The organism is Ferrovibrio sp. (genome assembly GCF_029255545.1).
GTDB lineage: Bacteria > Pseudomonadota > Alphaproteobacteria > Ferrovibrionales > Ferrovibrionaceae > Ferrovibrio.
The window spans coordinates 19309-30290 of the sequence record NZ_JANLJJ010000044.1 but is presented as its reverse complement, the minus strand read 5'-3'; the positions used below and the strand labels follow the sequence as shown (position 1 = coordinate 30290).

12 protein-coding genes are annotated in these 10982 nt (G+C 66.4%); 5 read left to right on the top strand and 7 right to left on the bottom strand.

Annotated features, from left to right (window positions below):
* Positions 1 to 125 precede the first annotated feature (125 nt).
* Positions 126 to 659 carry an inorganic diphosphatase gene (gene ppa, locus Q1J79_RS08885; protein ID WP_300299355.1) on the bottom strand — a complete coding sequence of 178 codons (534 nt, stop codon included), beginning with the start codon at positions 657 to 659 and terminating at the stop codon, positions 126 to 128.
* Positions 660 to 803: 144 nt separating this feature from the next.
* Between ppa and pyk the strand changes: the two genes are divergently transcribed.
* Both pyk and Q1J79_RS08875 read left to right on the top strand, forming a co-directional pair.
* Entirely contained in the window at positions 804 to 2228 is a 1425-nt protein-coding gene (gene pyk, locus Q1J79_RS08880; protein ID WP_300299353.1) for a pyruvate kinase, read from the top strand.
* Between the two features lie 40 nt (positions 2229 to 2268).
* A complete protein-coding gene (locus Q1J79_RS08875; protein ID WP_300299351.1) occupies positions 2269 to 2601 on the top strand; it encodes a DMT family protein in 333 nt (110 codons plus the stop codon).
* Positions 2602 to 2604: 3 nt separating this feature from the next.
* Here Q1J79_RS08875 and Q1J79_RS08870 read toward each other — a convergent pair whose 3' ends face one another.
* Positions 2605 to 3177 carry a tetratricopeptide repeat protein gene (locus tag Q1J79_RS08870; RefSeq protein ID WP_300299349.1) on the bottom strand — a complete coding sequence of 191 codons (573 nt, stop codon included), beginning with the start codon at positions 3175 to 3177 and terminating at the stop codon, positions 2605 to 2607.
* Between the two features lie 142 nt (positions 3178 to 3319).
* Here Q1J79_RS08870 and Q1J79_RS08865 point away from each other — a divergent pair, with 142 nt between their 5' ends.
* The 3 genes from Q1J79_RS08865 (at position 3320) to Q1J79_RS08855 (ending at position 5096) form a co-directional block, all read left to right on the top strand.
* Entirely contained in the window at positions 3320 to 3709 is a 390-nt protein-coding gene (locus Q1J79_RS08865; protein ID WP_300299347.1) for a hypothetical protein, read from the top strand.
* A 68-nt stretch (positions 3710 to 3777) separates the two neighbouring features.
* A complete protein-coding gene (locus Q1J79_RS08860) occupies positions 3778 to 4317 on the top strand; it encodes a sigma-70 family RNA polymerase sigma factor (RefSeq protein ID WP_300299345.1) in 540 nt (179 codons plus the stop codon).
* Positions 4314 to 5096, top strand: a complete 783-nt coding sequence (locus Q1J79_RS08855; protein ID WP_300299343.1) for an anti-sigma factor — start codon at positions 4314 to 4316, stop codon at positions 5094 to 5096. Before Q1J79_RS08860 ends, Q1J79_RS08855 begins: the two co-directional genes overlap by 4 nt.
* 54 nt (positions 5097 to 5150) lie before the next feature.
* Here Q1J79_RS08855 and Q1J79_RS08850 read toward each other — a convergent pair whose 3' ends face one another.
* The 5 genes from Q1J79_RS08850 to Q1J79_RS08830 all read right to left on the bottom strand — a co-directional run bounded on the left by Q1J79_RS08850 (position 5151) and on the right by Q1J79_RS08830 (position 10977).
* Positions 5151 to 6023: an alpha/beta hydrolase gene (locus Q1J79_RS08850; RefSeq protein WP_300299341.1), complete on the bottom strand. Its 873-nt coding sequence runs from the start codon at positions 6021 to 6023 to the stop codon at positions 5151 to 5153.
* Complete coding sequence (locus Q1J79_RS08845) at positions 6023 to 7021, bottom strand: 2-dehydropantoate 2-reductase (RefSeq protein WP_300299339.1); 999 nt, start codon at positions 7019 to 7021, stop codon at positions 6023 to 6025. The genes Q1J79_RS08850 and Q1J79_RS08845 overlap by 1 nt, the downstream gene beginning before the upstream one ends.
* Complete coding sequence (glpD, locus tag Q1J79_RS08840) at positions 7018 to 8532, bottom strand: glycerol-3-phosphate dehydrogenase (RefSeq protein ID WP_300299337.1); 1515 nt, start codon at positions 8530 to 8532, stop codon at positions 7018 to 7020. Before glpD ends, Q1J79_RS08845 begins: the two co-directional genes overlap by 4 nt.
* Before the next feature lie 38 nt (positions 8533 to 8570).
* Positions 8571 to 9023: a hypothetical protein gene (locus Q1J79_RS08835; protein ID WP_300299335.1), complete on the bottom strand. Its 453-nt coding sequence runs from the start codon at positions 9021 to 9023 to the stop codon at positions 8571 to 8573.
* 94 nt (positions 9024 to 9117) lie between these two features.
* Complete coding sequence (locus Q1J79_RS08830; protein WP_300299333.1) at positions 9118 to 10977, bottom strand: adenylate/guanylate cyclase domain-containing protein; 1860 nt, start codon at positions 10975 to 10977, stop codon at positions 9118 to 9120.
* Between the last annotated feature and the right edge of the window lie 5 nt (positions 10978 to 10982).

Below are 10982 nucleotides of genomic sequence, written 5' to 3'. Positions count from 1 at the left end.
CTAGGCCCGCCGGCTTACGGGCTCCTTGCGCTACATCAAACCGGGCAAAAGAAAAGCGCCGGCCCGGAGATTACCTCTCCGGCGGCCGGCGCTGCATGCGGTCGTACTCTTGATTGACTTGGCGGTTACTTGATTCCGGCAGCGCGCACGATGCCGTCGGTGATCATCCTGGCCGCCTCGTCGGGGCCGACCCAGCCGGCCGACTTCACGAACTTGCCCTTTTCCAGGTCCTTGTAGTGGACGAAGAAATGCTCGATCTGCTCCAGCAGGCTGGCCGGCAGGTCCGAGTAGGTCGCCACGTTGGTGTAGAAAGGATGCAGCTTGTCGACCGGCACGGCGATGATCTTCTCGTCGCCGCCGGCTTCGTCTTCCATCTTCAGCGCGCCGATCGGGCGCGAGCGGATCACCGCGCCGGCCACCACCGGCACATGGCTCACCACCAGGATGTCGCAGGGATCGCCGTCGCCGCCCAGGGTATGCGGGATGAAGCCGTAATTGGCCGGGTAGAACATGGCGGTGTGCAGGAAGCGGTCGACGAACAGGGCGCCGGAATCCTTGTCCAGCTCGTATTTCACCGGCACGCCGCCGGCCGGGATCTCGATCACGGCGTTGATGTCATAAGGCGGGTTCTTACCCACGCCGATGCGGGCGATATCCATGTCTGGTCCTTTGGACTCGATGGGGAAGGGAGGCGGCGTCTTTTTCGCAAATGCAGCAGAAAACGCAACCGCTTGATCTCTAATATTTTCGTCGCAGACGCCCCCGCCGCCCGGCTAGGATGGCGCGCAGGCCTAGGGGGGAGTATGCATCGGGAACGCAACGTCAAGATCGTCGCCACGCTTGGCCCCGCCACCGCCGCGGCCGACCGTATCCGCGCCCTGTTCGAGGCCGGCGCCGACGTGTTCCGCCTCAATTTCAGCCATGGCAGCCACGACGACCACCTGGCCCGCATCCACATCGTGCGCGCCCTGGAACGCGAAACCGGCCGGCCGATCGGCCTGCTGGCCGACCTGCAGGGGCCGAAACTGCGCATCGGCAGCTTCCGCGACGGCGCGGTGGACCTGGTCGCCGGGCAGAATTTCCGCCTCGACATCGAGGGCACGCCCGGCGATGCCAGCGGCGTGGCCCTGCCGCATCCGGAAGTGCTGGCCAGCCTGAAACCGGGCACCGACCTGCTGCTGGATGACGGCAAGCTCCGCCTGCGCGTCACCGAGGCCCATTCCGGCTGGGCGATGACCGAAGTGGTGGTCGGCGGCCGGCTGTCCGACCGCAAGGGGCTCAACCTGCCCGATACCGTCGTGCCCTTGTCGGCGCTGACGCCGAAAGACCGCGGCGACCTCGCTTTTGCGCTCGCCCATGGCGTGGATTGGATCGGCTTGAGCTTCGTGCAGCGGCCCGACGACCTGCGCGAGGCCCGCGGCCTGATCCAGGGCCGCGCGGCTTTGCTGGCCAAGATCGAAAAACCCTCCGCCGTGGATGAGCTGGAAGAAATCGTTGCGCTGTCGGACGCGCTCATGGTGGCGCGCGGCGATCTGGGCGTGGAAATGCCGCTGCAGGCGGTGCCTGGCGTGCAGAAACGCATCGTGCGCGCCGCCCGCCGCGCCGGCAAACCCGTCGTGGTCGCCACGCAGATGCTCGATTCCATGGTGAAAGCGCCGGTGCCGACGCGCGCCGAGGTCTCCGACGTCGCCACGGCCGTTTACGATGGCGCCGATGCGGTGATGCTCTCGGCCGAAACCGCTTCCGGCGATTATCCGGTGGAAGCGGTGCGCACCATGAACGCCATCGCCGAGGAAATCGAACGCGATCCGCTCTATCGTGGCATCATGGATGCCGAGCATAACAGCCCGGAAAGCACAGTGTCGGACGCGATCACGGCGGCCGCCCGCCAGGTGGCGGAAACCATCCGCGCGGCGGCCATCGTCACCTACACCATGTCAGGCTCCACGGCGTTGCGGGCGGCGCGCGAACGGCCGAAATCGCCGATCCTGTGCCTCACCCCGCTGATCGAGACCGCGCGGCGGCTCAGCATCGCCTGGGGCGTCAACCCGGTGGTGGCGCCGGATGCGGTGAATTTCTCCGACATGGTGGCCAAGGCCATCGTGCTGGCGCGCAATTCCGAGCTGGCAAAACCCGGCGACATGCTGGTGGTTACCGCCGGGGTTCCCTTCGGCACGCCGGGCAATACCAACGTGCTGCGCATTGCCCGCGTCGAGGCGGTATCGTAGAGCAGGACCATCGCCACCTTCCCAGCCCGCCAGAGGCGCCATGACCACCATCCTGCTGCTCTGCGCATCCAACGTGATGATGACTTTCGCCTGGTACTGGCACCTGAAATTCCCGGGCCAGCCCCTGTGGAAGGTGGTGCTGATCTCCTGGGGCATCGCCTTCTTCGAATACTGTCTGGCGGTGCCGGCGAACCGGATCGGCTATGCCAGCGGCACCTTCAATGCCGCCCAGCTCAAGATCGTGCAGGAGGTGATCACGCTCAGCGTCTTTGCGCTGTTTGCCGTGTTTTACCTGGGCGAGGGCCTGCGCTGGAATTACCTGGCTGCGTTCGGCTGCCTGGTCGGCGCTGTCTATTTCATCTTCCAGAAATAAAGATCACAGCGTCTTGGCGTCGATGCGCCGGCGCAGCTCTTTCAGTTTTTCCGGCCCGTCGGCCAGATGCGGATTGGCAGCCAGCGCGCGGCGATAGGCGCGCAAAGCCTCGGGCAGGTTGTCGAGCCGCTCCATGATCGCGCCAAGACCCGACAGCGCACCGAAATGGCGTGGCTCCAGTTTGAGCGTGCGTTCGATATCAGCGACCGAACCGGCATAATCGCCGGCCAGGAAGCGCACGGTGGCGCGCTTGTTATAGGCTTCGGCGAAATCGGGTTTCAGCTCGATCATGGTGCTGAAGATGTCCTGCGCCCGTTTGTAGTCGCCTTTTTCCATCACGGCGATGCCGCCCTGCATCAGGGCTTCCAGGGTATCGGATTCCGATTTGCCCCAGGTCTCCCAGATTTTCCGCTCAAGCTGCCTGGCCTCGATCGGATTGCTGGTTTCCTGCAGCTTGTCGAACAACTCGTCGAGGGTGGCCGGCGTCCTGGGCGCCGAGGCAGAGTCCGTCTGGGCCAGGCCGGGCAAAGCCAGCAGCACGAGGAGGGGCAGGGCGAGGATCGCCAGGAACCGCATAGGTAAAATGGTAGGTCCGGCGCCCCAGTCCGGCAAGGGCGGATTTTTTCACCGACTGAGGGAATAAAGCGCCCGCCCGGTTGTCTCACCTTCAGGGACAGCCGGAGGGCGGCTGCCCGCATGTCTGCAAAGGGGAAGCCCGATGACTATCCGTAATCTCATGCTGGTCGGCAGCCTGGTGCTCGGCCTGGCCGCCTGTGCCACCGCCGCCACGGTCCCGGCCAAGACTGGCAGCACCGCGCTCGGCAATGTGCTGGTCGATGCCAAGGGCATGACGCTGTACACTTTCGACAAGGATGCCACGCCAGGCAAATCCGCCTGCAACGGCCCCTGCGCCCAGAACTGGCCGCCGCTGATGGCGACGTCCGACGCCAAGGCCAGCGGCGACTGGAGCGTGATCACCCGCGACGATGGCTCGAAGCAATGGGCCTACAAGGGCAAGCCGCTCTATGCCTGGGTGAAGGACACCAAGCCGGGCGACACCACCGGAGACGGTTTCCTTAATGGCGCCTGGCACGTCGCCAAGCCGTAAGGGGAAGGGTAAGCTGGGCGGCAGGATTGTCCGTCACGCCGCCCGGCTTACCTTCTGTTTCATCCACCATGCTGTTCCGCCTGCGCCAGCCGCATCCGATCGAGGCCGAGATTCCGCGGCTGCGGCGCTTTGCGCTGGCGCTGACGCGTGATCGCGCGCTGGCCGATGACGTGGTGCAGGATTGTCTGGAGCGCGCGCTGGCCGCCTGGGCCACGCGGCGCAACGAGGCCAGCCTGCGCCCCTGGCTGTTCACGATCCTGCATAATGTCTGGCGCAGCCGCCGGGCCCGCGAGGGCGGCAGGCCCGACAGCCACCCGTTGGACGAAATCGCCGAGGAGCCTTCGGCCAGCGGTGGCCAGTGGGAAAGGCTGGAACTGCGCGATCTGGATGTCGCCCTCGGCCTGTTACCGGAAGAGCAGCGCAGCCTGCTGCTGCTGGTGGTGATCGAAGGCCTGAGTTACGAGGAGGCGGCGCGCGTGCAGGACGTGCCGCTGGGTACGGTGATGTCGCGACTTTTAAGGGCGCGCGAGAAGCTGCGGCGCCTGACCGATGGTGAACCGCCGCATGTCGGCGATGATGCCCGGCCGCATCTGAGGAGGGTGAAATGACCAGCGATCCGGCGAATACGGTGACCGATGCCGAATTGCAGGCCTATGCCGATGACCGGCTGCCGGCCGACGATCGCCTGCGCGTGGAGGCGTATCTGCTGAAAGATTCCGGCGCGGCCGCGAAGGTTGCCGCCTGGCAGGATCAGGCGGAGGCCTTGCGGCAGCATTTCGCGGCGGGACTGGACGAACCGGTGCCGGCGGCGATGGCGGCTTTGTTCACGCGGCCCAAGCGCGGCGAGATCATCCTGCGCCAAAGTCTGCGCATCGCGGCGGTGCTGTGTATTGCCGTGCTGGGCGCTGCCGCCGGCTGGTGGGGCCGCGGTTATGTCATGCCGTCGCCGCAGGTGGCGGCCCTGCCGCAGGAAGCCACGCGCGCGCATCTGGTTTACAGCCGCGAGGTGCTGCATCCGGTGGAAGTGACCGCGCAGGAAGAACAGCATCTGGTCAACTGGCTGTCCAAGCGGCTTGGTACCGCGCTCAGCGTGCCGTCGCTGACGGCGCAGGGTTACGCATTGGTGGGCGGGCGATTGCTGCCGGCCTCCAGCGGCAACCATGCCGCCGCGCAGTTCATGTATGAAAACCGCCAGGGTCAGCGGCTGACGCTCTATGTGCGCAGCGGCGAGGCGGGCAGCGACACGGCGTTCCGGTTTTCCAGCGACGGGCCGGCTGCGGCCTTCTACTGGGTCGATGGCGGCTTCGGCTATGCGCTGACCGGCGAGACCGGGCGCGAGGCCTTGCTGCCGGTGGCGCGCGCCGTTTACGAGAACCTGACGCGCTGACGTTTAGCCCGGGTTGATCTTCGCGCGCTAAGCGCCCGGGTTGATCTTCGCGCGCTAAGCGCGCAGGCCGGCCTGGCGCAGCAGGGCGATGCCCAGCGGGCCGGTCGGATCGGCCTGGGCGAACTTGATGGTGAAATGATTGGCGCCGTTCAGGCGCAGCAGATGTGCCGGCGTGCCGGCATCGCGGCAGGCCTGGTGGAAATCCACGCTCTGCGCCTGCCAGCCCGGCGGCTCGGCATCGCCGACCGCGATCAGGACCGGGCAGGTGAGTTTGGGCGCGAAGCGCATCACGCTGTTGCGCCGGGCCATCGCATCATCCAGCCGGATTTCGGCATTCACGCTGACATGCAGCACCGGCTCCAGCTCGTACACGCCGCTGACCAGCCCGAGCGAGGCGATCGCCGGCCTGGCTGGCAGGTCGGCCGGCCATGGCGCGGTGGCCAGCATGGCGGCCAGGTGCGCACCGGCGGAATGGCCAATCACATGGATCTTCGCCGCATCGGCACCCCAGTCGGCGGCCTTGCCGGCCACATGCGCCAGGGCGTCCTGCATCTCGCGCACGATGGCATCCAGCGTGACCTTCGGGCAGAGATCGTAATTGAGATTGACGACCACGCCACCGGCCTCGACGAAGGGCACGGCAGCGAAGCTCATGGTGTTCTTGTCCAGCCCGCGCCAGTAGCCGCCATGGATCAGCACCACCAGCGGCGCGCCGGCTTTGGCCTGCTTCGGGCGGTGCAGGTCGTAGGTCTGCAGCGGGCCGGGGCCGTAGCGCAGATCAAACTCGCCGCCAAGCGCCGCGCGCGCTGCCGCCGAGCGTTCGACATAGGCGTTGAAATGCTGCTCGAAATCCGGCACCGCGCGGCGGGGATTATACTGCGCTTCCAGTTCGTCTTCGCTCAGGCGCCGCCAGTCGAAACTGCCCATCAATTCTCTCCATAGGTGCCAGCGACCCGTGCCCGCACCTTCAGCAGGGCCAGCACGGTATCGATGGTAGGCGTGGCGATCTGCAGCTTGCGCGCCAGTTCCGCCACCACGCCGATCAGGGCGCCGATTTCCATCGGTCGTTCGGCTTCCAGGTCCTGCAGCATCGAGGTCTTGTGCGGGCCGACCTTCTCGGCGGCGGCCATGCGCTGCTCGATGGTGAGCGGGAAGTCGATCCCCAAAGCCTGGCCGACGCGGCGCGATTCTTCCATCATCGCGCCGATCACAAGCCGGGCATCCGGGTCGCGCGACAGGCCTTCCAGCGTGCCATGGGTCAGCACGCTGACCGGATTGTAGGACAGGTTGCCCCACAGCTTGGTCCAGATTTCCTGGCGGATATTGTCATGCACCGGCGCGGCGATACCGGCCGCGATGAGGATTTCACTCAGGCGCAGCACGCGGGCAGAGCGGCTGCCATCCGGCTCGCCCAGCGGCAGGCCATTGCCGTTGGTGTGATGGATCACGCCCGGCGCGGCCACTGCGCCGGCCAGCCAGACCACGCTGCCGATGGCGCGCTGCGGCCCGATCAGACCCCACTGCCTGGCGCCGGGATCGACGGACTCAAGCTGCGTGCCGTCCAGCGGGCCACCCTGTTTGTGGAAATACCAGTAGGGCACGCCGTTCATGGCGGTGAGCAAAGCCGTCTCAGGTCCGAACAGCGGCAGCATGCGTTCGGCCATGGCCGGCACGGCCGGCGCCTTCAGGCTGAGGACCACGTAATCCTGCGGCCCGGCCTCGGCCGGATCGTCGGTGCAGGCCGGGTGCACGGTGAAGCTCCCGCCCTTGCTGTCGATGCGCAGGCCATGGGCGCGGATCGCATCGCGATGGGCGCCGCGCGCGATCAGGGTCACGTCATGGCCGGCGCGGGCCAGCATGCCGCCCAGATAGCCGCCGATGGCACCGGCGCCGACGACCGCGATCCGCGCGGGGGCGATCGTCATGGCCGGTCCACGTTCGGCCTGTGTTTCGCCATCCACTGGGCCAGCCGCTCACGCTCGGTGGCGCTGGCCCAGAGGCCGCATTTGGTACGGCGCCACAGCACATCATCTGCCTCGCGGGCCCATTCATGACGCATCAGGTAATCCACCTCGCGCGCATAGAGCCCGCCGCCGAAGGACTCGCCCAGATCGGCCATGGTTTTCGTATCGTTCAGGATGGCGCGCAGGGCGCTGCCATGGCGATGCGCGATGCGAGTCAGCCAGGCGGCATCCAGGTTCGGATAGTCGCGCCGCAGGCCGGCGACGAAATCGTCGAACGAGGCGGCGCCGATATCGCCCCCTGGCAGCGGCTTGCTGCCCGACCACGAGGGGCCGAGCTGCGGGTAGAAGGGCGCGATCTTCTGCATCGCCTGTTCCGACAGGCGGCGGTAGGTGGTCAGCTTGCCGCCATAGATGGAGAGCAGCATTGGCTTGCCCGGATCGAGGTCCAGCACATAGTCGCGGGTGATGGCGGAAGGATCGCTGTCGCCGTCGTCATAGAGCGGGCGCACGCCGGCATAGGCCCATACGATCTGCTCGCGCGTCACCGGCTGTTTGAAATACTCGCTGGCCGCGCCCAGCAGATAGTTGGTTTCCTCGGGGCTGATCTGCGGCGGACCATCCAGCTTGTCGAGCTGGATGTCGGTGGTGCCGATCAGGGTGAAGTCGCGCTCGTAGGGGATCGCGAAGATGATGCGGTTGTCGGCATTCTGGAAGATGTAGCAATGGTCGCCGTCGAACAGTTTCTTCGTGACGATGTGGCTACCCTTGATCAGGCGCACACCGTTCTTCGGCGTCTGGCTGAAAGCGCCGGTCAGGGTTTCGCGCACCCAGGGACCGCCGGCATTGACGATGCCGCGCGCAGCCACCTCGCGGCTGGCGCCGCTATACTGGTCGGTGAGCGTGACATGCCACAACGCGCCGTCGCGTTTCGCCGCCGTCACGGCCGTGCGGGTGAAGATCTGCGCGCCCATGCGGCGCGCATCCATGGCGTTCAGCACCACGAGGCGGGAATCGTCTACCCAGCAGTCGGAATATTCGAAGCCGCGTTTGAATTCGTCCTTCAGCGGCTTGCCGCGCAGATCGGATTTGCTGAGGTCCACGCCGACTGAGCCGGGCAGGGTCTGGCGGCCAGCCAGATGGTCGTAGAGGAACAGGCCGATGCGAATCATCCAGGCCGGGCGCAGGCCGGGATGATGCGGCAGCACAAAGCGCAATGGCCAGATGATATGCGGCGCCATCTTCATCAGCACTTCGCGTTCGCCCAGGGCCTCGCGCACCAGGCGGAACTCGTAATGCTCCAGATAGCGCAGGCCGCCATGGATCAGCTTGGTGGCGGCGGACGAGGTGGCGCCGGCGAGGTCGCCGCGTTCGGCCAGCAGCACGGACAGGCCGCGTCCGGCGGCATCGCGGGCAATGCCCGTGCCGTTCACGCCGCCGCCGATGACCAACAGATCAACGGGTTCAGATTTCATGGGAAAACGACCGACTGAAGAAACTGGGGAAGGGTCGTTTATACGGTCACGCTCACCAGCTGCGCAAGGTCGAGGTCCAGCCGGCCGCGCCGGCTCAGGCCTCGGTAGGCTTGCAGCGCGCTGCCGCGGGCGTCGCGTGCCGCGCCGGCTTCGGCTTCGTCGCTGGTCTGGGCCAGCTGCTGGGCATGGTAGGTATTCAGCCCGAAAGCCTCGCGCCAGGCGCGCCGGCGCTCAAGATGGGGCGGGATTTCGATACTCTGGTCGGCCGGTTCGCCGCGATCCGTGCGCCGCCGCAGCAGCTGCATGACCGCCACGCCGTTGCCCGGGCGGGCTTTCTGCAGCGCCGCGCTATGGCCGGCCTCGGTCTGGCTGTCGGGATAAAAGCCGGAATTCCCGGCATTCCTGGACCGGCGGGCCGGAGATTCGGCCAGCGAATCGACTCCGCCAGCCGAAGGCTGGAGAGCTAAAGCGCTGCCGATGGTTGCAACCATGTTACCCCGTGTGTCAGAGGCCGGACTCAAACAGGGATTCGGTAAACGGGGGGTTAACCGAACCGCAGCTGGCTGTGACTAACCGGGGCTGGGGTCAGCCTGGCTGGTCCAGCCGGTAGACGTCGATGGGGGCCTGGCGGCCTTTCACGGTCAGGCGGCCCACCAGCGGCGGCACGGGATCGAGCCGCGCGGCCTCCACGGTTTCGGCGCTGGCCAGGGCGATGAACTGCTCGGATTCGTTCATATGGTCGTGGCCAAGCTGCTCCAGCCGCTGGGCGGTGTTCACCGTATCGCCGACCACGGTGTAGTTGATGCGCCCCGGCGCGCCGATATTGCCGATCACCACTGGTCCGGAATGCAGGCCCAGCCGCAGCCGCAGCGCCGGCCTGCCCAGCATCTGGCGGCGCGCATTGTCGGCCGTCATCTCCTTGCAGATCGCCTGGGCGGCCCGACAGGCGCGGGCGGCATGATCGTCGTCGCGCTTGATTGCGCCCCACACGGCCATCACGGCATCGCCGATGAACTTGTCGACCACGCCGCCCTCGGCCTCGATGCAGGCGGTGACAAGTTCAAAATGCTCGTTCAGCAGGGTGGCGATCTGCTCGGCGCTCATCTGTTCCGACATGGCGGTGAAGCCGACTAGATCGGTGAACATCACGGTCACCTCGCGCTGCTTGCTGGTATTGATGGCGTCTTCGCCCTCGCGGATCAGCCGGCTGACCAGCTTGCGTGGCACGTAATTGCCGAACCAGTGCAGGGCGGCGTTGGCGGCATTGATCGCCTGGGCGGCGTCGTCCAGTTCGCGCAGGCGGGTGCGATCCAGCGGCGGCGCATCGAAATCCAGGTTGCGCAGACGGTTGGCAGCGCCGCTGATCGCCCGCAGCGGCCGGCGGATCAGGATGGCAAGACGCCAGGCCACCAGCAGCGACAGGATCAGGCTGAGCAGGCCGACGGCCGAGGCGATCTGCAGGCGCCTGATTTCGGTCTGGATCTGGTCGAAGGAGAAGTAGCGACCGACGATCCAGGGTTTGTCGCCGTAATTCTCCAGGCGGCGATACACGAAGATCCACTGCCGGCCTTCGGCCTCGACGATGTGGGCGCCGTCGTTGCCCAGCATGGCGCGGGCCAGCCTGAAGATCATGCGGCTCTCGTCGAGGCGGCCATTCCAGATCTGCTGCAGCACGGGATCGTGGATTTCAGCCAGCGTCGGCAGCGGCTTTTCCATCGACACCGGGTATTCGTGGTTGAGCAGGGTGGGATGGGCCAGCACATGTTCGTCGTCGTAGAGGATGAAATTGACGGCCTCGCCGTCGATGCTGTCGGTTTCGATCAGGCGCGACAGCGATCCGAGCGACAGCACGGCCAGAACCTCGCCGGCGAAAGCGCCGTCCATGGTCACCGGCACATGGGCGTTGATCATGGCCTGGCGGATTTCCGGGCTCCAGATCAGGTCGCCCCATTGGGCCTCGCGCCTGTCGACCTCGCGTGCCATCAGGAACAGCCGCCGCACCGCCTCGCTGCGTGCCGCGGTGTCGGGGTAGGCCGCGATGCTGTCATGCAGGGTGACGATGCGGCCGGCCTGGCGCACGGCACGGGTGGCGACCAGATCGTTGCGCAGCAGGCCGATCGCATCCACCTGCGGCAGGCCGTCCAGTGCCGCCACCATATAGTCGCTCAGCCGTCCGACATCATTGAGGCCGATCTGCGCTGACTCGATGCGCCTGGCCATGGCATCGACATGCTGGATCGCCGGGTCGAGCTGCAGCCGCGTGCGTTCCACCAGGCGGGCGACGATGGTTTCATTGCGTTCGCGCAGCAGGTCGACGGTGTTGAGGCGGCCGCTCAGCATGGCAATGCCGAAGGCAACCGCCGCCAGCAGCATCAGCAAGCCGACGCCGAGCGTCAGGACAACGGAAATCGAAGGCCGCAGGCGCAGCGTTTTTTCAGGCGTCATCGGAA

Bases quoted from the DNA above. Each gene is read 5' to 3' on its own strand.
- ppa (WP_300299355.1), bottom strand. From the start codon at position 659: ATGGATATCGCCCGCATCGGCGTGGGTAAGAACCCGCCTTATGACATC.
- pyk (WP_300299353.1), top strand. From the start codon at position 804: ATGCATCGGGAACGCAACGTCAAGATCGTCGCCACGCTTGGCCCCGCC.
- Q1J79_RS08875 (WP_300299351.1), top strand. From the start codon at position 2,269: ATGACCACCATCCTGCTGCTCTGCGCATCCAACGTGATGATGACTTTC.
- Q1J79_RS08870 (WP_300299349.1), bottom strand. From the start codon at position 3,177: ATGCGGTTCCTGGCGATCCTCGCCCTGCCCCTCCTCGTGCTGCTGGCT.
- Q1J79_RS08865 (WP_300299347.1), top strand. From the start codon at position 3,320: ATGACTATCCGTAATCTCATGCTGGTCGGCAGCCTGGTGCTCGGCCTG.
- Q1J79_RS08860 (WP_300299345.1), top strand. From the start codon at position 3,778: ATGCTGTTCCGCCTGCGCCAGCCGCATCCGATCGAGGCCGAGATTCCG.
- Q1J79_RS08855 (WP_300299343.1), top strand. From the start codon at position 4,314: ATGACCAGCGATCCGGCGAATACGGTGACCGATGCCGAATTGCAGGCC.
- Q1J79_RS08850 (WP_300299341.1), bottom strand. From the start codon at position 6,023: ATGGGCAGTTTCGACTGGCGGCGCCTGAGCGAAGACGAACTGGAAGCG.
- Q1J79_RS08845 (WP_300299339.1), bottom strand. From the start codon at position 7,021: ATGACGATCGCCCCCGCGCGGATCGCGGTCGTCGGCGCCGGTGCCATC.
- glpD (WP_300299337.1), bottom strand. From the start codon at position 8,532: ATGAAATCTGAACCCGTTGATCTGTTGGTCATCGGCGGCGGCGTGAAC.
- Q1J79_RS08835 (WP_300299335.1), bottom strand. From the start codon at position 9,023: ATGGTTGCAACCATCGGCAGCGCTTTAGCTCTCCAGCCTTCGGCTGGC.
- Q1J79_RS08830 (WP_300299333.1), bottom strand. From the start codon at position 10,977: ATGACGCCTGAAAAAACGCTGCGCCTGCGGCCTTCGATTTCCGTTGTC.